Annotated in this window: 2 protein-coding genes; both read right to left on the minus strand. The window is 65.2% G+C overall.

Annotated features, from left to right (window positions below):
- Positions 1 to 11,418, minus strand: coding sequence for a non-ribosomal peptide synthetase (locus RGV33_RS21465; RefSeq protein ID WP_322146021.1), 11,418 nt, complete (start codon positions 11,416 to 11,418; stop codon positions 1 to 3).
- A complete protein-coding gene (locus RGV33_RS21470; RefSeq protein ID WP_322146022.1) occupies positions 11,415 to 24,338 on the minus strand; it encodes a non-ribosomal peptide synthetase in 12,924 nt (4,307 codons plus the stop codon). The genes RGV33_RS21465 and RGV33_RS21470 overlap by 4 nt, the downstream gene beginning before the upstream one ends.
- Positions 24,339 to 24,350 lie beyond the last annotated feature (12 nt).

A 24,350-nucleotide genomic window follows, 5' to 3' on the forward strand; every position in this document is an offset into this window, starting at 1 on the left:
TCACAAAACCCGCTCCCCAGCAAAAATCCCATCCCCCCACCAAGCCGCCAAACTCAACACATTCGGCGCCTTGAGCAACGAAAAATGATTCCCCGGCCCGTACCAGACCTCCAACGACCCGGTGCACCCGCGCCACCCCTCGACCATCAACCCCTGCTCCCGCTGATTCCCCGCCACATCCAGCGTCGGATCCTGCGCCAACACCAACCGCACAACCCCCTCATACCGCCGAACAGGCCGATAAATCGTGCGCAACGCCGACGCATAAGTGCGCGCCGGCCCATCCATCGCACCCACCAACGACCGCGCAGGCAACAGCCCAACCCCCACCATCCCCACATGCAACAACCGCCGCTGCTCCACCTCATCGCACCCGGCAAAACCCACCGCATCAATCCCAAGCGACTTACCCGAAGCCACCTGCATCGATTCCACCAACCGCAACAACGCCCCGGTCGTGGTATAGGGCCGGCCCACCACCCCATTCCCCCCGGGCGCCTCGCTGTCGATCAACGTCAACGACGCCACCTCACGCCCCAGAGCCTGCAACCGCGTGGCCATCTCAAACACCACCCAGCCACCAAACGAATGCCCCACCAGATGCACCGGCCCCAAAGGACACTCCTGCTCCAACGCCTGCAAATAACAGCACGCCGCCGCCTCGACCTGACTGTGCGGCACCGCCTCCCCATCCAGCCCACGCGGCTGCAACCCAAAGATCGGCCAGTCGCGGCCCAGCGCTTCAGCGAGCCCCACAAACCCGGTCACGCTATCCCCCGCCCCCGGCACACAGAAGACCGGCGCATGCCCGGCACGGCCACTCTGGATCCGCAGCAACGGCTGATGCACCGCCACATCCGGCGCCTCACTCAATGCCAATGCATCACCCAGCGCCTGCCCCAGCGCCTGGATATGCGGCGCCTGCATCATGCTCTGGTGATCCCCCGGCACTTCAATACGGCGCAATTGCCCCACGGCCAGTGCCGCATCCCAACCCAGGTCCAGGCTGCGCCGCGACAGCTGCGTCGGCCGCTGTGCGGCGCTGAACAAGTGCACCGCCAGCGGCATCGGGAACAGGCTGTAATGCGCCAATGCATGCCCGTGCCCGACTTCCCGCTCGATAAAACTCAACAGGTCCGCGTCCGTTGCCGCCGCCATCTGCGCGTACAACAAATGCCGATCGCGGCAGCGTTGCAGCACGCCAGCAAAGTCCAGCTGCCCAACCTGCGTTTCCAGTTGCCCAAGGCTTGCCAACTCATCCACACCTCCCTGTGCGTTCCAATACGCCGTGCACTGCAACAGCAAATGCCGCTTGAGGGCGTCCGGCCCGGCCCAGCGCGCCTTGCCCTGGTCGGTCAGGCGCGGCACGTAGCTGTCGATCAACCCGAGGAACGCCACCGGCTCATCCAACCCCTGCAGCTGCATCGACACTTCATAAGCCAACACCCCACCAAACGACCAACCCGCCAACCGATACGGCCCATGGGGTTGCACCGACCGAATGATCCCCACCAGCCGCGCCGCCAGGCCTTCCATGGTCTGCAGCTGCGCCTCACCAAGAGGCGCGCCGGGCAAGCCATAGATCGGGTAGTCTCCCGGCAGGTGCCGGCCCAACGCCGGAAAATACACGTCCATGCCGCTGAACTCGTGCACCAGAAACAACGGCGGTTGGCTACCGCCGGAACGTACGGTGATCAGCGAGCTGTTGTCCTCGCGCGCCGTACGCTGGCCGAGCATCGCGGCCACCGAAGCCACGCTGGCATGCTGGAACAGCTCCGCGAGCGATACCGCAAGCCCCGCTTCTTCCATCAGGTTGACCAGCCGGATCGCCAACAACGAATGCCCGCCCAGTTCAAAGAAACTGTCATGCCGACCGACCTGCTCCAGCCTCAACACCTCGCACCAGAGGCGGGCCAGGGTCTGTTCCAGCTCGTTCGCCGGCGCCTCGAACCCACGGCTTGCCAGCGCCTCCAGCGTGGGCACCGGCAGGGCCTTGCGGTCGATTTTGCCGTTGGCCGTCAGCGGCATTTTTTCCAGCGGCACATAGGCCGACGGCACCATGTAGTCCGGCAGGTGCCGCAGCAGGTGGCCGCGCAGCACATCGATGGCGAGCGGTTCGCCGCAGTAGTACGCCACCAGGCGCTTGTCCCCCGGCACATCCTCCCGCGCCAGCACCACCACCTCCTTGATCCCGGCACAGGTCGCCAGGCTCGCCTCGATTTCGCCCAGCTCGATGCGAAAGCCGCGAATCTTCACCTGGTCGTCATTACGCCCAATGCACTCCAGCAGCCCGTCCGCCGACCAGCGCCCGAGGTCGCCGGTGCGGTACAACACACCCTCGCCAAACGGATCGTCGACAAACTTCTCGGCCGTCAGCCCTGGCCGGTTCAGATACCCCTTGGCCACGCCGTGCCCGCCAATGCAGATCTCCCCGACCACGCCCAGCGGCACCGGCTGCAAGTACGCATCCAGCAGGTAGATTTGCGTGTTGGAAATCGGCCGGCCGATGGGCACGCTTTCGGCATCGGCGGCAATGGTTTGCACTTCATATGTAGTCGCGTAAGTCGTGGTTTCAGTCGGGCCGTAGCAGTGCACCAACCGCAGCGCGGGCGCCTGGGCCAGCAGGCTGCGAAACGCCGCCGGGTCCGCTCGCTCGCCGCCGCACAACAGGATGCGCAGCCCGGCCAACGCGTCGGGAATCAACTGCACGTACTGATTGAAAAGCGCAGTGGTGACAAACAGGATCGTCGCCCCGCCCGCCTTCAGTGCCCGCCCGAACGCGCCCGAGTCGAGCACAGTGGCATGGTCGGTCACCCACACCTGGCCGCCGTTGAGCAAAGGGCCCCACACGTCCATGGTGCTCGCATCGAACGCCGGGTTGGAGGCGAATGCCACGCGGTCATGGGCAGTGAAATCGGCGTAGCCGTTATTGATCACCAGCCGGGTGATGCCCCGGTGCGGCACCAACACGCCCTTGGGGGTGCCGGTGGAACCGGAGGTGTACATGATGTACGCCACACGCTGCGAGGACTGCGACAAATCCGGGTTGTGGCTCGGTTGCGGCTCCGGCGCCAGGGTGTCGAGGTCGATGCGCCGGGCCGGGTAATCCACGGGCGCGCTGCTATGGGTCAACAGCCACACCGCGCCGCTGTCCTGCACCATGAAGGCCTGGCGTTCGGCCGGGGCGTGGATGTCCAGCGGCACATAAGCCGCCGCGCATTTGAGGATCGCCAGTTGGCTGAGTAGCAGGTCGACCGAGCGTGGCAGCAGGATCGCCACGTGGTCGCCGGGCTGCACGCCCACGCTGCGCAGATGGTGCGCCAGTTGGTTGGCGCGAATATTCAGCTCGCCGTAATGTATGACCTGTTCGCCATGCACCACGGCAACAGCGTTCGGGCGCGCCTGGGCCTGGGCCTCAAACAAACGCTGCACGGTATGTTCATGAGGGAACACGCGCCGGGTAGCGTTGAATTCCTCCCGCAGTTTTTCACGCTCCGCCGGCGGCAGGATCGACAGTTGGCTGATCGCCGTCCCGCTATGGTGTTCCAACGCCTGCACCAGTTGTTCCAGCGCGACATGCAGGTATGCACAGAGGCGTGGCGCGCCCTGCCCCATAGCGTCAAGGGTGAACCCGTCGCCCAGGTCATCCACACTCATAGACAGCGCAAAGTTGCTACGCTCCTCGGCCTTGAGCACGTGCATGCCCTGCCAGGCCTGAGCCACCTCACCGGCTTGCGGCGCACTGTGGCGATAGTTGAACAGCACACTGAACAGCGGCGTGTTGGCCGCCAGCCCGCTGCAACGCTGGGCCAGGGTCAGCGGCGCATGCTCATGACTGAGCAGTTGGGTCAGCCGTGCATGGGTGGCCATCAACGCCGCGTGCGCCGTGAGCTCACCCAGGTCGACCCGCAGTGGCAAGGTGTTGATGAACACGCCCAATGCGCGCTCGGCGCCTTCGCCGCCCTGCAGCCGGCCCAGTAACACGGTGCCGAAAACCACCTGCTCGCGGCCCGATACCTTGCCCAACACCTGGGCCCAGGCCAGGTGCATCAGGCTCGCGACACTCACCCCAAGGTGACGCGCGAGGGTGCGCAGGCGCCGGTCCAGCAGCGGGTCGACGCACAGCCGGGCCTGGAGCGCTTCCCCGGGTGCATTCAGCGCCAGCGTCGGTTCATCGATATCCCCGAGCATCTCGCGAAAGAACCCTTCGTGCTCTTGCTCACGCATCCCCAGCCGCGTCTGCGCCACATAGTTGCGATACGGCACCGCCGCGCCCAACTGCTCGCGACGGCCCAGCAGGCAAGCCTGCATTTCGTGCTGCAGCACTTGCAGTGCAACGTGGTCCATCACAAGGTGATGGAACAGCAACAGCGCAACCACCCGCTGGTTGGCCGGGTCCTCGGCGTACACCAGGCGCATCAACGGCGCCTGGGCCAGGTCCAATCGGTGCTGGCCGAAGCGTGCCTGCAATTGCCCCAGTACATCGCCCGTCACCTCAATCGCCTCAACCCGCAACGACGCGCTGCGCCACACCACCTGCAGCGGCTCCTCCAGCCCGTCCCAGTGCATCGACGAGCGCAAAATGTCGTGGCGCTCGATCACCGCCTGCAACGCCTGGGCAAACGCGTCAAGGCGCTCAACGCTGGCAAAGGCGAACTGCGCCTGCAACAGATAGGCGTCACCCTGCTGCACCGCCCGGTGGTGGTACAGGATCCCGGCCTGCAACGGGGCCAGCGGGTAGATGTCCTGTACGTTGGCCGCGCCGCCGGGAATCGTCGCCACCAGACGGTCGATGGCGGGTTGCTCCAGGCTCACCAGCGTCAGCATGTCCGGGGTGATGTGCATGCAATCGGCCGCAATGCCATTGCCCGGCACCGCCACTTCGCGGCCACCGCCCACTGCTGCCGCCAACGCCGCAAGCGTCGGCTGGCCAAACAACACCTTCACATCTGCCGACAGGCCGGCCCGGCGCATACGGCCGATCAGGCTGGCGGCAAGCAGCGAATGGCCACCCAACTCGAAGAAATTATCGTGACGGCCGACCCGCTCCACCGTGAGCAGATCCGCCCACAGGCCGGCCAGGGTGATTTCGGTTTCACCCACAGGCGCGACGTATTCCCGGGCGATCACCGACTCCAGGCCCGGCGCCGGCAGTGCCTTGCGGTCGAGCTTGCCGTTGGGGCTCAACGGCAACGCGTCCAGGTGCATAAAGGTCGCCGGCACCATGTAGTCCGGCAGGTGTTCCAGCAGGTGACTGCGCAGGGCATCGATTTCGGCCTGCGCGCCAGTGTAGTAAGCCACCAGCCGTGAATCACGGGCGACGACGGCGGCTTCGCTGATCTGCGCAAACTGGAGCAGCCGCGCCTGAATCTCGCCGAGTTCGATACGCAGGCCACGGATTTTTACCTGGTCGTCATTGCGGCCCAAGTACTCGATATTGCCGTCCGCCAGGTAGCGCCCGACATCGCCGGTGCGGTACATGCGGCCTGCGCTGAACGGGTCCTTGAGGAAGCGTTCGGCGGTGAGTTCCGCACGGTGCAAGTAACCCCGTGCGACTTGCACGCCACCGATAAACAGCTCGCCCACCACGCCCAATGGCACGGGCTGTAACTGCCCGTCCAGCAGGTACAGCCGGGTGTTGGCAATCGGCATGCCGATGGGCGTGTTGTCTGGGGTGACAGGCCCGGCGCAATCCCACGCCGTCACGTCCACCGCCGCTTCGGTAGGGCCGTAGAGGTTGTACAAACCGATCCCTGGCAATTGCTGTTTGAAGCGGCGCACCAGGCTGCCGGGCAAGGCTTCACCGCTGCACATCACCCGCACCAAACCGGCACTTTGGCTGACATCGCCATGGGCCAGGAACACCTCCAGCATCGAGGGCACAAAGTGCAAGGTAGTGATCTGCTCGGACTCAATCACCTCACACAGGTAGGCCGGGTCTTTATGCCCGCCGGGACGGGCCATCACCAACCGGGCGCCGGTGAACAGCGGCCAAAAAAACTCCCACACCGACACGTCAAAGCTGAACGGGGTTTTCTGTAACACCGCGTCCTGCGTCGTGAGCCCGTACTCGTCCTGCATCCACAGCAGGCGGTTGACCACGCCCGCGTGCTCGTTGATCACGCCCTTCGGTTGGCCGGTAGAACCCGAGGTGTAGATGACGTAGGCCTGATGCTGCGCAGTCAGCCCCGCCACCCACGGATTCTGCACAGGCTGGTGCTGCCAGGTGTGCTGGTCCAGATCGACCACCGGCACCGTCACGTTGCCCAGCAGCGAAAGGGTTTCACCCTGCACCAGCACGGCTGCCGGGGCGCTGTCCTGGAGCATGTAGGCAATACGCTCCAGCGGGTACGCCGGGTCCAGGGGTACATAACCACCGCCCGCCTTGAGGATCGCGAACAGGCCGACAACCATCTCCAGCCCGCGCTCGACGCAGATCGCCACCCGCGAATCGGGCTGTACACCCAGCTCACGCAGGTGGTGCGCCAACTGGTTGGCCCGCTGGTTCAGCTCGGCATAGGTCAGGCACCGCGCGCCTGCTTTCACCGCCAGCGCGTCGGGCGTGCGTTCCACTTGGGCCTCGAACATACCGTGCAGCGTCTGGTCGAGGTTGTACGCCACATCGGTGGCGTTGAAGTCGAACAGCAGGTGCTCACGCTCCTGCTCGTCCAGCAACTGCGCATGCTCCAGCACCGCCTGATCGTTATCGACCATGGCCTGCAGTACGCGGATGAAGTAGCCGACATACCGTAGCATCGTCGCCTCATCAAACAACGCGGTGGCATATTCCAGCGTGCCGCGAATTTCACCCCGGGCCTCGCACAGGTTCAGCGACAGGTCGAACTTGGCAAAGTGGCTGTCCTCCACGATCCCTTCAAGGCTCAGGTCGCCCAGGGCCAGGGCCGGCGCGTCGCTGTCCTGCCACGTCAACATCGTCTGGAACAGCGGGCTGTGGGCCAGGCTGCGGATTGGCCGGGTGATTTCCACCACCTGTTCAAACGGCAGGTCCTGATGGGCCTGGGCCTCCAGGGTCAGCCCCTTGACCCGCGCCAGCAGCGCCTCGGCGCTCAACTCACCCGAGGTATCAATGCGCACCGCCAGGGTGTTGACGAACAACCCGATCAAGCCTTCCACCTCGGCCCGCTGGCGGTTGGCGACCGGCGAGCCGATCACCACCTCCTGCTGCCCGGCCAGGCGCGTCAACAATGAAGCCCACGCGGTCATCATCAGCATGTACAGGGTGGTGCCGTGGCGTTGATTGAGCGCTTTGAGCCCGGCGCTCAGGCGTTCATCCAGGCGTACGTCGACGCTGCTGCCGGCATAGTCCTGCTGGGCCGGGCGTGGACGGTCGGTAGGCAGCATCAACAGGGCTGGCGCGCCGGCGAGGGTTTGCTGCCAGTAACTGCTCTGGCGGTGCAGCACCTCGCCACTGAGCCACAGGCGCTGCCATATGGCGAAGTCGCTGTATTGGATCGGCAGCGCCGGCAATGGATCAGCCTCACCGTCGCTGAAGGCCTGGTACAAGGCCATCAATTCGCGGGTCAGCACGCCCATGGACCAGCCATCGGATACGATATGGTGGAGGGTCAGCAGCAGCACGTGATGGTCGTCGGCCATGATTACCAGCCGCCCGCGCAGCAGCGGGCCGCGTTGCAAATCGAAAGGTGCCGAGGCTTCGCCCTGGATCAACGCGTCCAGCACCTGCTGGGCTTGCGGGTGGCAGCGCAGGTCCTGCACTTGCAGGGGCATCACCTCTTCAGGCGGCACGATCAGCACGTGGGCGTCGTCATCCTGCTGGGCAAAACGACTGCGCAACGTCTCGTGCCGCGCGACGATCCGCGCCAGCGCGCGTTGCACGGCATCAACGTGCAACTGCCCGCGCAGGCGCAGGCCGATCGGGATGTTGTAGGCGGTGTTGGCGCCTTCCATCAGCGCCAGAAACCACAGGCGTTGTTGGGCAAACGACAACGGTACGTCCGCATCGCGGGCCGCCGGCAGGATATCCGGCAAGGTGCTGCGCCCCGCTTGGGCCAACACCTGCGCCACCGCCGCCAGTTCGGCATTGGCGAACAGCTCACCCAGCGCCAGGTCGACACCCAGGCGCTGGCGCACCTGGGACACCATGCGCATGGCCAGCAACGAATGCCCGCCCAGTTCAAAAAAATGATCCTGGCGCCCGACGCGCTCCACCTGCAGCACCTCGGCCCAGATTTGCGCGAGGACGGTTTCGATATCGCCCTGGGGCGCCTCGTATTCGCGGGTGAAGACGGCGGCCAGGTCCGGCTTCGGCAGCGCCTGGCGGTCCAGCTTGCCGTTGGCGGTAAGCGGCAATGCGTCGAGCTTGACGTAGGCCACAGGGACCATGTAGTCCGGCAAGTGCGCCATCAGGTGCGCGCGTATCTCGCCCACTTCAAGGGCGTCGAACTGCGGGTTTTCGGTGAAGTAAGCCACCAGCCGTGCGTGGCCGGGCTGGTCTTCACGGGCCAGCACCACGGCTTCCTGAAGACCCGGCAACTGGTTGAGGCGGGTTTCGATTTCTCCCAGTTCGATACGCACGCCACGGATTTTCACCTGGTCGTCGTTGCGGCCCAGGTATTCGATATTCCCGTCCGGCAACCAGCGCGCCAAGTCGCCGGTGCGGTACAGGCGACCCTCGGTGAACGGATCATCGAGGAAGCGTTCGGCAGTCATTTGCGGGCGATTGAGATACCCCCGCGCCACACCCTTGCCGCCCACATACAATTCACCGGCAACGCCCAGGGGTACCGGGCGCTGTTGAGGGTCCAGCAAGTAAACCCTGGCGTTGGCGATAGGTTTGCCGATGTGCAACGGCTGGCCGGGCTCGGTCCGGCCAGAGGTGGCGACCACCGTGGCTTCGGTGGGGCCGTAGTTGTTGATCACCTCGAAACGCTGGGCACGGGGGAACTGGCGCAGGCGGTCGCCGCCAATCAGCAAGGTCCGCAGGGTTGGGTGTTCGATGTTTTGGCTGAACGCATATTCGGCCACGGGCGTGGGCAGGAAGCACACGTCCAGCGGCTGCGCGCGCCACCAGTCCAGCAGCGCGTCAATGTCTTCGGCACCGTCGTGGGCCGGCGGCAGGTGCAAGGTGGCGCCCACGCACAGGGCCGGCCAGACTTCCCAGGCCATCGCGTCAAAGCCGAAACCGGCAACGCTGGCGGTGTGCCGGCCCGCGCACAGGTCGAACGCGGTGCAATGCCAGCCCACCAGGTTGGCCACGGTGTGATGCTCCACCATCACGCCCTTGGGCAGGCCGGTGGAGCCGGAGGTGTAGATCACGTAGGCCAGGTTGGAGGGGCTGACGGCGACTTGGGGGTTGCTGGCCGAATGGTGATGCCAGGTGAAACGGTCGAGGTTGATCACCGGCACGTCGAGCGCCGGCAGGCGCTCCAACAGCGCTTGCTGGGTCAGCACCGCAACGGGTGAGCTGTCAGTGAGCAGGTAGTTCAGGCGCTCGGCCGGGTGCGACGGGTCCACCGGCACGTAGCAGGCGCCGGACTTGAGGATCGCCAGCAACCCGGCGAGGGTGTCCAGCCCGCGCCGGGCGACGATGGCCACCCGGTCGTCGGGCTTTACCCCAAGCGCCAGCAGGTGATGGGCCAGCAGGTTGGCTTGTTGATTCAACTCGGCGTAGGTCAGTTGGCGGCCCTGATACACCGCGGCTACCGCGTCCGGGGTCCGCAGGGTTTGCGCCTCGATGCGCCCGTGCAGGGTGGTGCCCTGGGGGAAGTCGGCGGCGGTCGCGTTGAACTGCTCCAGCAGTTGACGCTGCTCGGCCTCGGGCAGCACCGGCAAGCGATTCAATGAGGTTTGGGGTGCGTGTTCCAGCGCCTGTACCAGGTTTTCCAGGGCGGTTTGCAGGTAGCCGCACACCCGCTGCGGGTCAACCTGGGCGCTGGCCAACAGGCTCAGGCTGAAGTCTTCGCCCAGGTCATCGACGCTCAACGTCAACGGGTAATTGGTGCGTTCCTCGGAGCGCAAGGCTTGAATACCCTGCCAGGCCGAGACCGCCTCGGCACTCGCACCACCCGCGCTATGGCGGTAGTTGAGCAACGCGCTGAACAGCGGCGTCGGCGCCACCACGCCGCTGCACCGCTGGGCCAGGGCCAGCGCCGCATGTTCATGGCGCAGCAACGTCGTCAGCCTTGCATGCGTAGCCCTGACCCCGGCGCGCACGTCGTCGGCGCCCACATCCACCCGAAACGGCAAGGTGTTGATAAAGATCCCCAAAGCGCGGTCGGTGTCGTGGCTGCCCTGCATGCGGCCCATCAGCACCGTACCGAACACCACCTGCTCCTTGCCCGCCAGTACCCCCAGCACCTGGGCCCAGCCCATGTGGAACAGGCTGGCAGCGCTCACCCCCAACTGGCGGGCCTGGGCGCGCAAGCGCCGGCTCAATGGCGCGGCCAGTGGCTGGCTGATCTCCTGGATGTTGTCACCGTCGCCCTGCACATCCTGCAGGCCGTAGGGCAAGGTGGGCTCGCTGATGTCGCCGAGCATCTGCCGGAAGAAACCTTCGTGCTCCTGCTCGCTGATGCCCAGGCGCGCCTGGGCGACATAGTTGCGAAACGGCACGGCCTGGCCCAACTGGCCAGCCTTGCCCAACAGGCAGGCTTGCATCTCGTGGCAGACCACTTCCAGGGCGCTGTGGTCCAAGGCCATGTGGTGGAACAACAGCATCGCCACCACGCGCTGGCCGGCCTCATCCCAGGCCCGCACCAGTTGCAGCAGCGGTGCGCGGGTCACGTCCATGCGGTAGTGGCGGCCATCGTACAAGTGGTGCAGCCGGGCGGCGATATCGCCCTCGGCCGCGTCCAGCTCAATCGCCTGCACCGGCAGGCGCGCCCTGCGCCACACCACTTGCGACGGCTCTTCCAGGCCTTCCCACACCACCCCGGTACGCAGGATGTCGTGGCGGTCGATGACCTGTTGCAGGGCCTGGGCAAAACCCTCGAAACGTTCAAGGCTGTCGAAGGCAAACAGCGACTGCATGATGTACGGGTCGCCGTGTTCGGCACTGACGTGATGATAGAGAATGCCTTCCTGCAACGGCGCCAGTGGGTAGATGTCCTGCACATTGGCCACGCCACCGTCGACCGTTTCGATGATGCGATCGATCGACGCCTGGCTCAGTCTCGACAAGGTCAACATCGCCGGGATAATGGCGGCGGCGCCCGCCGGAATGCCATTGGCCGGCACCTGCACGTCACCGGCCTTGGTGGCCGAGTATCCGCCGGCCTTGATCAGCTCGATCAGCGCCGGCTTGTGTTCGCGCAGCAAGGCCAGCAGGGTTGGGTCGCTCAGGGCCTGTTTGTTGCCCTGCACCGACAACTGATCACCCTTGAGCGCCAGTTGCACATCCCTGGCCTTAAGTGTCGCCAACAGTTCGATGATGCTCACAGGACGATCTCCATTCGTTCGGTAATTGCGGCGTAGCCGGCCAGGGTCGGTTGTTCAAACAGCCCCCGCACATCGGCTTCCATGCCTTCCTGGCGCAAGCGCCCGATCAAGCTGACGGCCAGCAACGAGTGCCCGCCCAGCTCAAAAAAGTTGTCGTGGCGCCCTACCCGCTCCACCTTCAGCAGCTCGGCCCACAGGCGCGCCAGGGTGATTTCGGTGTCGCCTTGCGGGGCGTCGTATTCGCGCACGATCAGTGATTCCACACCCGGTGCCGGCAGCGCCTTGCGGTCGAGCTTGCCGTTGGGGCTCAGGGGCAACGCCTCCAGGTGCACGAACACCGCGGGCACCATGTAGTCCGGCAAACGTGCCAGCAGGTGCGCCCGCAACTGTTCGATATCCGCCTGCACACCGGTGTAGTACGCAACAAGGCGTTCGTCGCGGGCCAATACGGCGGCTTCGTTGACGTGCGGGTACTCGGTCAGGCGCGCCTGGATCTCCCCCAGTTCGATGCGCAGGCCACGGATTTTCACCTGGTCGTCGTTGCGGCCCAGGTACTCGATATTGCCATCCGGCAGGTAGCGCCCCAGGTCACCAGTGCGGTACATGCGGCCGGGGTTGAACGGGTCCTTGAGAAACCGCTCGGCCGTCAGTTCAGGACGGTGCAAGTAGCCGCGCGCCACTTGCACACCCGCAATAAACAGCTCGCCCACCACCCCCAGCGGCACCGGCTGCAACTGGGCGTCCAGCAGGTACAGGCGGGTGTTGGCAATCGGCTTGCCAATGGGCGTGTTGTCCGGCACTTGGGGCCTGGCGCAGTTCCAGGCCGTCACGTCCACTGCCGCCTCGGTCGGGCCGTAGAGGTTGTACAAACCGATACCGGGCAACTGCTGCTTGAAGCGTCGCACCAGGCTGCCAGGCAACGCTTCGCCGCTGCACATCACCCGCAGCAGCCCGGCACCCTGGCTCACATCGCCATGGGCCAGGAACACGTCGAGCATCGACGGCACAAAATGCACGGTGGTGATCTGTTCTGCCTCGATCACCTCGCACAGGTAGGCCGGATCCTTGTGCCCGCCAGGGCGCGCCATGACCAGTCGCGCCCCCGTGAACAACGGCCAGAAGAACTCCCACACCGACACGTCGAAGCTGAACGGGGTTTTCTGCAACACCGCGTCAGTGGCGCTGAGGCCGTAGGCGTCCTGCATCCACAGCAAACGGTTAACCACGCCTGCGTGCTCATTGATCACACCCTTGGGCTGGCCGGTGGAGCCGGAGGTGTAGATCACGTAGGCCTGATGTTGCGCAGTCAGCCCCGGCACCCGCGGATTATGTAAAGGCTGGTGCTGCCAGGTGTTCTGGTCCAGGTCCACTACCGGCACCGCGACTTCACCCAGCAGCGCGCGGGTAGCACCCTGCACCAGCACCGCCGCAGGCTTGCTGTCTTGCAGCATATAGGCCAGGCGATCCAGCGGATAGGCCGGGTCCAGCGGCACATAACCACCGCCGGCCTTGAGAATCGCGAACAGGCCGATGACCATCTCCAGGCCGCGCTCGACGCAAATCGCCACCCGCGAATCCGGCTGCACGCCCAGCTCACGCAGGTGCCGGGCCAACTGATTGGCCCGCTCGTTCAGCTCGCGATAGCTCAGGCATTGCGAGCCGGCCTTTACCGCCAACGCATCCGGCGTGCGCTCCACCTGGGCCTGGAACATACCGTGCAGCGTCTGCGCCAGGTCGTAATCGACCTGGGTAGCGTTGAATTCGACCAACAGTTGCTGGCGCTCCGCAGCACCCAAAATCGGCAGGCGATCGAGTGGTTGCTGCGGTGCGTGTTCCAGGGCGTCGACCAGTTGCGTCAACGCCATCTGCATATAACCGCAGACCCGCTGTGCACCCACCTGCGCCAGGGTCAGTGCGGTGAAGTCATAACCGTCGCCCAGGTCATCGACGTTCAGGGTCAGCGGGTAGTTGGTGCGCCCGTCGTTGGTCAGGGTGTGCATGCCTTCCCAGGCGTGCTGCGCGCCCTGTGAACGGGTGGCGCCGCCGCGGTGGCGGTAGTTGAGCATCGCGCTGAACAGTGGCAACGGCGCCGCCACCCCGCTGCAACGCTGGGCCAGGGCCAGCGATGCGTGTTCATGCCCCAGCAGCGCGGTGAGCCGGGCATGGGTGCTGCGCACGCTGTCGCGCACCCCTTGCCCATCGATATCCAGGCGCAGCGGCAAGGTGTTGATGAACACGCCAAGGGCCCGGTCTGCCCCCTCGCCGCCCTGCATCCGGCCTACCAGTACCGTGCCGAACACCACGTTCGGCTTGCCCGAGGTGACAGCCAGCACCTGCGCCCACGCCAGGTGAAACAGGCTCGCGGTGCTCACACCCAGCAGGCGTGCCTGGGCGCGCAAGCGACGGCACAGGCCAGCGTCCAGGTGGTGGCTCGACTCCTCGATATCGCGGCCGTCGCCCTGCACATCCTGCAAGCCAAACGGCAGCGTCGGCTCGTGAATATCACCGAGCATCTGGCGGAAGAACCCTTCATGCTCCTGCTCGCTGACACCCAGCCGCGCCTGGGCCACGTAGTTGCGGTACGGCATGGGCGCGGCAAGCGGTGCGGCGTGGCCCAGCAGGTAGCCCTGCATTTCCCGCAGCACCACGTCGAACGCGGTGTGGTCCAGCACAATGTGGTGATACAGCAGCACCGCCACCACGCGCTGATTGGCCGGGTCATTGGCATACATCAGGCGGATCAGCGGGCCTTGGGTGATGTCCAGCCGGTAGCGCCGGGCGTCGAAACGCTGATGCAGGCCGGCCAGCACATCGCCTTCCAGGTGCAGCGCTTCGACCTTCAACCCAGCCTTGCGCCATACCACCTGCACCGGCTGCGCCAAGCCTTGCCAAACCACACCGGTGCGCAGGATGTCGTGGCGATCGATCACCTGCTGCAAGGCGCGCGCGAAGGTATCCAGGCGCGCCTGGGTGTCGAATGCCAGGTGTGATTGCAGCAGGTACGGGTCGCCCTGCTCCGCGGTGATGTGGTGGTAAAGAATGCCCTCTTGCAACGGCGCCAACGGGTAGATGTCCTGCACATTGGCGGCGCCACCCGGCACGCTGGCGACGATCTGATCGATGGTCGGCTGGTCCAAATCCACCAGCGACAGCATCGACGGTGTGATGCGCTGGCAATCGGCGCCGATGCGGTTGACCGGCACCACCACTTCCCGGCCACTGCCCACCGCCGCTGCCAAGGCGGCCAACGTAGGCTGGCTGAACAGCACCCGCACGTCGGCGCTCAGGCCCACCTGGCGCATGCGCTCGATCAAACTCACCGCCAGTAACGAATGGCCACCCAGTTCAAAGAAGTGGTCATGACGCCCCACCTGCTCCACTTGCAACACCTCGGCCCAGATGCGCGCCAGGGTGGTTTCCACTTCGCCGTGCGGCGCTTCATATTCACGGCTGAGGATGGCGGCCTGAGCCGGCGCGGGCAGAGCCTGGCGGTCGAGCTTGCCGTTGGCGGTCAGCGGCCAACTGTCGAGCTTGACGTAAGCCACCGGCACCATGGCCGCGGGCAGCTGGCTTTGCAGTTCGGCACGCAGGGTTTCGATGCCCAGCGAGGTGTATTCGGTGAACCAGGCGACCAGCCGCCCGTCGCGTACCAGCACCACGCCGTCCTTGACGCCGTCGATAGCCGCCAGGCGGGTTTCGATTTCCCCGAGTTCGATGCGCACGCCACGGACTTTTACCTGGTCGTCGTTGCGGCCCAGGTACTCGATATTCCCATCCGGCAACCAGCGCGCCAGGTCTCCGGTGCGGTACAGCCGGCCCGGGTGGAAAGGGTTGTCGAGGAAGCGTTCGGCGCTCATCTGCGGGCGGTTCAAGTACCCGCGTGCCACACCGCTGCCGCCTACATACAGTTCGCCCGCTACGCCCACCGGCACCGGACGCTGTTGTGCATCCAGCAGGTACACCGTGGCATTGGCCATCGGCGTGCCGATATGCAGCGGCTGGCCAGCGTGCACGCGACCAGAGGTGGCAACCACCGTGGCTTCGGTGGGTCCGTAGTTGTTGATCACCGCGAACCGTCGCTCAACGGTGAACTGGCGCAGGCGATCACCGCCGATCAACAAGGTGCGCAGGCTTGGGTGCTCCAGGTTCTGGCTGAAGGCGTACTCGGCCACCGGCGTCGGCAGAAAGCTCACGTCCAGCGGCTGGGCCAGCCACCACGCCAGCAGTTCGTCGATGTTTTCATTGCCGACATGGGCCGGTGGCAGGTGCAAGGTCGCGCCTGCACACAATGCCGGCCAGACTTCCCAGGCCATGGCATCAAAGCCGAACCCGGCGACGCTGCTGGTGTGGCTGTGGGCATGCAGGCCAAACGCTTCGCAGTGCCAATGCACCAGGTTTTCCACGGTGCGGTGTTCCACCATTACCCCTTTGGGTTGGCCGGTGGAGCCGGAGGTGTAGATCACGTAGGCGAGGTTTGCCGCAGTCAGGCTGGCGACATGCGGATTGGTCGCCTCGGGATAGTCGCCCTGCAGGTCGACAATGGCGACGTCACCGAGTACGCCACGGGTGTTTGCCTCGGCCAGGACTGCGACCGGGGCGCTGTCCTGCAGCAGGTAAGCGATGCGCTCGGCCGGGTAAGTCGGGTCTACCGGCACGTAGGCGGCGCCCGATTTTAGAATCGCCAGCAACCCCACCAGCATCTGCGGGCCACGTCGGCAGCAAATCGCCACGCGGTCGTCGGGCTGTACGCCCAAATCCAGCAGGTGATGGGCCAGTTGGTTGGCGCGCTGGTTGAGCTGTTGGTACGTCAACGACTGGCCGTCCTGAATCACTGCAATCGCCTGCGGCAGGCGCTCCGCCAGGGCTTCGAAAGCGCCGTGCAGGGTTTGCCCTTGCGTGTAAACGCGAGCGGTGGCGTTGAAGGTGCGCAGCAGCTTTTCGCGCTCTGAAGCTGGCAGGACGGGTAACTGGTTCAGCGGCGCTTGCGGCGTTTGCTCAAGCGCGTCCACCAGTTGCTCCAGCGCACTGTGCATGTAGCCGCACAGGCGCTGCGCACCGATGGATTCGAGCGCCAGCACCGTCAGGCCAAAGCCCGCACCCAGGTCGTCCACGCTCAGGGTCAGCGGGTAGTTGCTGCGTTCTTCACCGCCGAGCAACTGCACGCCTTCCCAGATGCCGTGGCCGTCGCGGGCCATTTCACCCGGCGTGCTGTGGCGGTAGTTGAGCAAGGCACTGAACAACGGCATCGACGCCGGCACGCCACTGCAACGCTGGGCCAGCGCCAGGGACGCATGTTCATGGCCGAGCAGCGCGCTGAGGCGGGAATGGGTTGCCTTGACCCCGGCGCGTACTGCGTTGGCACCCACATCAACCCGCAACGGCAAGGTGTTGATGAACATGCCCAGTGCCCGGTCGGCGCCCTCGCCGGCTTGCATGCGGCCCATCAACACGGTGCCGAATACCACCTCCTGGCGGCCCGCCACGAGGCCGAGGACTTGAGCCCACGCCAAGTGCATCACGCTTGCAGCGCTGACGCCCAACTGCCGGGCCTGCTCGCGAACCCGCAAGGCCAATGCCGCCTCCACCGGCCGTTCAGCCTCTTCAATATCCCGGCCATCGCCCTGCACATCCTGCACGCCAAAGGGCAGCGTGGGCTCGTCGATATCGGCGAGCATGTCACGGAAGAACTGTTCATGCTCCTGGGCGCTGACGCCCAAACGGGCCTGGGCCACGTAGTTGCGAAACGGTGCGGCAACCGGCAACTCATCTGCCTGATTGAACAGGAACGCACGCATTTCCTGGCCAACCACTTCCATGGCGGTGTGGTCCAGCGCCAGGTGATGGAACAGCAGGATGGCTGCGACGCGCTGGTTGGCCGGGTCCTGCGCGTAGACCATGCGCAGCAAGGGCGCCTGGGTGATGTCCAGGCGATAGTGACGAGCGTCAAAGCGTGCGTGCAGTTGTTCGATCACGTCGCCATCGGCCGGGTCCAACACAACGTTTTGCACCATCCGTTCGGCATGGCGCCAAACCACTTGCACCGGGCTGTCCAGCCCTTCCCACACCACGCTGGTACGCAGAATATCGTGGCGCGCCACGACCTTTTGCAGTGCGCCCATGAAGGCCTGAAAACGCTCGACACTGTCAAACGCCATGCGCGATTGCAGCAAATACGGGTCGCCCTGCTCGGCGCTGATGTGATGGTAAAGAATGCCTTCCTGCAACGGTGCCAGCGGGTAAATGTCCTGCACGTTGGCCGCGCCGCCCGGCACGGTGGCCACGATGCGGTCGATGGCTGTCTGGTCCAGCTTGACCAGGGTCAGCATCGACGGCGTGATGCGCTGGCAACCCGGCGCAATGCCGTTGGCCGGTACCGCGATTTCCCGGCCACTGCCCACCGCCGCCGCCAAAGCCGCCAGGCTTGGCTGGTTGAACAGCACCCGCACATCGGCGCCCAGCCCGGCCTGGCGCATGCGCTCGATCAGGCTTACTGCCAGCAAGGAATGGCCGCCGAGTTCAAAAAAGTGGTCAAAGCGCCCAACGCGCTCAACCTTCAAGACGTCCTGCCAGATCTGCGCCAGCAGGGTTTCCACCTCGCCCTCGGGCGCCTCGAAACCGCGGCTCAACAGTGAATCCTGATCGGGCGCCGGCAGGCCCTTGCGGTCCAGCTTGCCGTTGGCTGTCAGCGGCAACAGTTCCAGCCAGACGTAGGCCGACGGCACCATGTAATCCGGCACACGGCTTTGCAGGTGTGTGCGCAACGCTTCAATGTTCAATGGCGCCTGGGCGGTGTAGTACGCCACCAGGCGCTTGTCGCCGGGCTCGTCTTCGCGGGCCAGCACCACCGTGTCGTTCACGCCTGGGAAACCTGCCAGGCAGCTTTCGATTTCACCGGGTTCGATACGGAAACCACGGATTTTAAGCTGATGGTCATTGCGGCCCTGGTACAGCAAAGTGCCGTCCGCCTGCCAGCTCGCCAGGTCGCCGGTGCGGTACAGCAGGCCGTCGCCGAACGGGTCGACAATAAATTTTTCGGCGGTCAGTTGCGGCTGGTTCAGGTATCCCTTGGCCACACCCGCACCACCGATATACAGCTCACCGACCACGCCCAGCGGCACCGGTTGCTGCCGCGCATCCAGCACGTAGGCGCGGCTGTTGCCGATCGGCCGGCCAATCGGAATACCGCCCTCACCCACCGACTTGATCTCGAAGGTGGTAGAGAACGTGGTGGCCTCGGTGGGCCCGTAGCCATTCAGCAAATGCTGTGGCGCGCCATGTTCAAGCACCCGGCCGATCACGTGCGGGTCGAGCACATCGCCACCGACGATCAGGTAGCGCAGCTGGCGGAACATTGGCATCAACGCATCGGCGTATTGGTGAAACAGGCCGGCGGTCATCCACAACACGCTGACCGATTGCTCCTGCAATAACCCAGCAAACGCAGCCTGGGACAGCAGCGTGGCGTGCTCCACCACGACCACGCAGCCGCCATTGAGCAACGGCGCCCATACGTCGAGAGTGCTGGCGTCGAACGCCGGGTTCGAGGCAAAGGCCACCCGGTCACGGTGGTTGAAGTCGGCGTAGCCGTTGTTGATCACCAGCCGCGTGACCGCGCGGTGCGGAACCTGCACACCCTTGGGGGCGCCGGTGGAGCCGGAGGTGTACATGATGTACGCCACGCTTTCGGCAGACTGGGCCAGGTTCGGGTTATGCGCTGGCTGCGTGTCGAGTTCCAGTGTGTCGAGGTTGTTCAGCACGTGCCTGGCGCAGCTGTCTTGCACCATGAAGGTTTGGCGCTCGTCAGGCGCGTTGATGTCCAGCGGCACGTACACCGCCGCACACTTGAGGATTGCCAGTTGGCAGACCAGCAAATCGATGGAGCGTGGCAGCGCGATGACCACGCTGTCGCCGGGTTTTACGTCTTGGCCGATCAAAAAGTGAGCCAGGCGATTGGCCCGCAGGTTGAGTTCGCGGTAACTCAGCGACGCCTCGCCGTGCACCACGGCCACGGCTTCCGGGCTGGCCAGTGCCTGGGCTTCAAAGAACCCGTGAACCGTGCTGCCGGCCGGGTAGTCGCGGGCGGTCGCGTTGAAATCCACCAGCACTTGCTGCCGCTCGGCGCAAGGCAGCACAGACACCTGGTGCAACGCTGTGGTCGGTGCCTGTTGCAGTGCCGTCACCAGGTTGCGCAAGGCACTGAGCATATAGTCGCCAACGCGTTGCACAGCCACTTCGGCCACGCCTTGCACCGTCAGGGCAAACCCCACACCGAGGTCGTCGACGTTCAGCACCAGCGGGTAGTTGCTGCGCTCCTCGGAACTAAGAATCTGAATTCCGGCGTCGATAAACGGGCTGGCCCCGGGCGTTTCGCCCGGGGCACTGTGGCGGTAATTGAGCAAGGTACTGAACAGCGGCAACGCAGCGGACACACCACTGCAACGCTGGGCCAGGGACAGCGACGCATGCTCATGCCCCAGCAACTGCGCCAGCCGCGCATGGGTGGCGCGCACGCCGGCCTGCACACCGACCGCACCGACATTGACCCGCAGCGGCAGGGTATTGATGAACATCCCCAGCGCCCGGTCGGCGCCCTCGCCGCCTTGCATCCGGCCCAGCAGCACCGTGCCGAATACCACGTCTTCCTGGCCCGACACCTGGCCAAGCACTTGCGCCCACGCCAGGTGCACCAGGCTTGCCGCGCTTACGCCGAGCTGGCGGGCCTGCTCGCGCAGGCCCAGGCACAGGGCCGGGTCCAGCGGCAAGTGTGCTTCTTTTACACCGCTGCCATCGCGATTCACATCGTGCAAGCCGAAGGCCAGGGTCGGCTCGTCGATATCACCAAGCATCTCGCTGAAGAACGCTTCATGTTGCGCGGCGCTCACGCCGAGGCGCGCCTGGGCCACGTAGTTGCGGTACTGCACCGCGTCCGGCAATTGCCCCGCGCTACCGGCGAGGCTGGCGCTCATTTCTTCCACCAGCACTTGCAGCGCGGTGTGGTCCAGCAGGATGTGGTGCAGCAGCAGGATGCCGACATGGCGGCCCTGATCCTCGGCGTAGGCAAACCGCATCAGCGAGGCGCGAGACAGGTCGAGGCGGTAGTGGCGTGGGTCAAAGCGTTGTTGCAGTTGCGCCAGCACGTCGTTTTGCGGGTCGACATCGACACGTTCAACCACCAGCAGCGCCTGGCGCAAGACCACCTGCACCGGCTCGTCCAGGCCCTCCCAGACCACGCCGGTACGCAGGATGTCATTGCGCTCGATCACGCTTTGCAACGCACGGATAAACGCCTCGACCGGCTCCTGGCCGCTGAAGCTGAACTGCACCTGCAACACGTAGGGATCGCCTTCGGTGGTCGCCAGGTGGTGGTAGAGAATGCCGGCCTGTAACGGGGCCAGGCCGTAGATGTCCTGCACGTTGCCGATGCCGCCGGGGACGCTGGCGACGATATGGTCGATGGCCTGTTGGTCCAGCTCCACCAGCGGCAGCATGTCCGGGGTGATACGCCGGGTTGTTTGGTTGATCAGGTTGGCCGGGACCTGCACTTCATGCTGCCCGCCCACCGCTGCGGCCAGCGCGGCCAACGTCGGCTGGCCGAACAGCACGCGCACATCGGCGCCGAGTTCCAGTTGGCGCATGCGCTCGATCAGCTTGACCGCCAGCAATGAATGGCCGCCCAGCTCGAAAAAGTTGTCCTCGCGCCCCACCCGGTCGACCTTCAGCAGGTCTTGCCAGAGGATGGCGATCGCAGTTTCCACTGCGCCTTGCGGTGCTGCATAACCACGGCGGGCCAAGGCTTCGGCGTCGGGGGCCGGCAAAGCCTTGCGGTCGAGCTTGCCGTTGGTGGTGAGCGGGAACGTGTCCAGCAGCACAAAGGCGCCGGGCACCATGTATTCGGCCAGGGACAGCAGCAGGTGGTCGCGCAGTTCAGCGGCGCTGGGCACGTGGGCCTGCTGCGGGATCACGTAGGCCACCAGGCGCTTGTCACCCGGCGCGTCTTCGCGCGCAACCACCACCGCTTCACGCACGCCTTCGCAGGTGGCCAGGCGCGCTTCGATTTCCCCCAGCTCGATACGGAAACCGCGAATTTTTACCTGGTCGTCGTTGCGCCCCAGGTATTCGACACTGCCGTCGGCCAGCAGGCGGCCGAGGTCGCCGGTCTTGTACAGGCGCTGACCGGTGACGGGGTATGCCAGAAAGCGTTCGGCCGTCAGTTCATCGCGGTTGAGATAACCCCGCGCCACGCCGGCACCGCCGACGTACAACTCGCCCACCACGCCCATCGGCACCGGCTCGCGGCGGGCGTCCAGCACATACAGCTGCAAGTCGGGAATACGCACGCCAATCGGGCTCACGCCGACCAACTGGGCATCCGCCGCCCCCAGCGCACGATAGGTCACGTGCACGGTGGTTTCGGTGATGCCGTACATGTTGACCAGGCGGGTACCGGCGTTGGTCACCCGGGCGTACCACGGCTTGAGGATGCCGGGCTCCAGGGCTTCACCGCCGAAGACCACCTGGCGCAGCGAATGCAACTGTTGGCTGCGGCCCTGTGCCGCGATCAACTGGCGGAACGCGCTCGGCGTCTGGTTGAGGATGCTCACGCCGGCTTCACACAGCAGTGCATAACACTCATCCGGCGCACGGCTGACCCACTGCGGCACCACCAGCAACTGCCCGCCGTGCATCAGCGCGCCCCAGATTTCCCACACGGAGAAGTCGAAGGCAAACGAGTGGAACAACGCCCAGGTGTCGTTCGCGTTGAACTTGAACCAGTGCTCGGTGGCGCTGAACAACCGCGCCACGTTGCGGTGTTCGATCATCACGCCCTTGGGCAGGCCGGTGGAGCCGGAGGTGTAGATCACGTAGGCGAGGCTGGACGGGTTGATCGCAACGTTGGGGTTAACGATGGGCTCGTGCTGCAGGCTGTTGAGGTCGATCGACGTGACGTCGCCCACCAGAAAGCGGGTGTTGCCCTGCACCAGTACGGCCACCGGCGCGCTGTCTTGCAGGGTGTAGGCGATGCGCTCCTGCGGATAGGCCGGGTCAATCGGCACGTAGCCCGCGCCGGCCTTGAGGATGCCCAGCAGGCCGATGATCATTTCCAGGCCGCGTTCGACGCAGATCACCACCCGGTCGTCGGGGCGAACGCCGTGTTTGAGCAGGCCATGCGCGACCTGATTGGCGCGTTCGTTCAGCTCGCGGTAGCTCAGGCGCTGCTGTTCGAAGCGCAGCGCAATGGCTTCGGGATGGCTGGCGGCGTGCGCTTCGACTTGCTGGTGGATCAGTGCGCAATCGGCATAGTGCTGCGTGCTGGCATTGAGGCCGTGCAGCAGGTGTTGGCGTTCGGCGGCGGGCAGGATGCCCAGGCTGTGCAGCGGTGCCTCTGGCGTTTGCTCCAGCGCCAGCACCAGGTTTTCCAGCGCGGTATGCAGGTAATCGGCAATACGCGTGGCACCGATCGAGGCGTCTACCATCACGGTAAAGGCAAAGCCCTCGCCCAGGTCATCGACGTTGACCGTCAGCGGGTAGTTGGTGCGTTCTTCGGCGCCCATCACCTGAATGCCGTCGGCGATGTCGATCACCGCCTGGGTGTCCGAGGCATCGCTGTGACGGTAATTGAGGATCGCGCTGAACAACGGCGTGGGTGCGGCCACGCCGCTGCAACGCTGGGCCAGGGCCAGGGAGGCGTGTTCGTGGTTGAGCAATTCGGCCAGGCGTTGGTGGGTGGCTTGCACCGCGTCGCGCACGCTGTGTTCGCCCACATCCACCCGTAGCGGCAGGGTGTTGATGAACATACCCAGGGCCTGGTCCGAACCCTCGCCGGCGCCCATGCGCCCGAGCATTACGCTGCCAAATACCACGGCTTCGCGGCCGCAGACCTTGCCCAGCACCTGGGCCAATGCCAGATGCATTACGCTGGCGGGGCTGACGCCCAACGGCCGGACCAGGGCCCTCAGACGGCGGCTTAGATCGCCGTCGACGCCGATGCGGGTCTCTTCGATACCATGGCCATCGCCCTGCACATCCCGCAAGCCGAACGGCAGGGTTGGCTCGTCGATGTCGGCCAGCATCTGGTGAAAGAACGCTTGGTGAGCCTGTTCGCTGACGCCGTGGCGGACCTGGGCGATGTAGTTGCGAAACGGCACCGGTGCGCCGGCCTGCTCGGTCTGGCCGGCGAGGTACAGCTGGATTTCGCGGCGCACCACGTCGAGGGCGGTGTGGTCGAGAATGGTGTGGTGGAACAACAGCATCGCAACCACCCGCTGGTTGCGCGGGTCTTCGGCAAATACCAGGCGCAGCAGCGGTGCCTGGCCGAGGTCCATGCGGTAATCGCGGGCGTCGTAGAGCGTTTGCAACTGGGTCAGCACGTCGCCGTCCAGGCGGGCCTCTTCGCAGGCCAGCGAGGCGTTGCGCCAGACCACTTGCAGGGGTTCGTCGAGGCGATCCCAGGCCATCGAGGTGCGCAGGATGTCGTGGCGGTCGATGACCCATTGCAGGGCCTGGGCGAAGGTTTCCAGGCGGGCCCGGCTGTCGAACACGAACTGCGCGTGCAGCACGTAGGGGTCGCCCTGTTGGGCTGATAGGTGGTGGTAGAGCATGCCTTCCTGCAGCGGCGCCAGGGGGTAGATGTCTTGCACATTGGCTGCGCCGCCGGGGATGCCGGCGACGATGCGGTCAATGGCAAGCTGGTCGAGGTTGACCAGGGGCAGCATGTCCGGGGTGATGCGGTAGGCCGGACTGAGCCAGTCGCCGCCGTGTTGGGCGACGAGGTCGAGCAATTGGGGTTTGTGAGCGATCAGTTGGTCCCAGAGGGCGTTATCCAGCGCGTCGTTGTCACCCAGGATGATCAGGTCGCCTTCTTCCATTTGCAGGCGGATCGGGTAGGTGGAGAGTGCTGCCAGTAATTTGCTGAACTGCATGAAGGGTAACCT

The organism is Pseudomonas sp. Bout1, assembly GCF_034314165.1.
Lineage (GTDB): Bacteria > Pseudomonadota > Gammaproteobacteria > Pseudomonadales > Pseudomonadaceae > Aquipseudomonas.

Coding starts and splice junctions, on each gene's coding strand:
- RGV33_RS21470 (WP_322146022.1), bottom strand. CDS start 24,338: ATGCAGTTCAGCAAATTACTGGCAGCACTCTCCACCTACCCGATCCGC.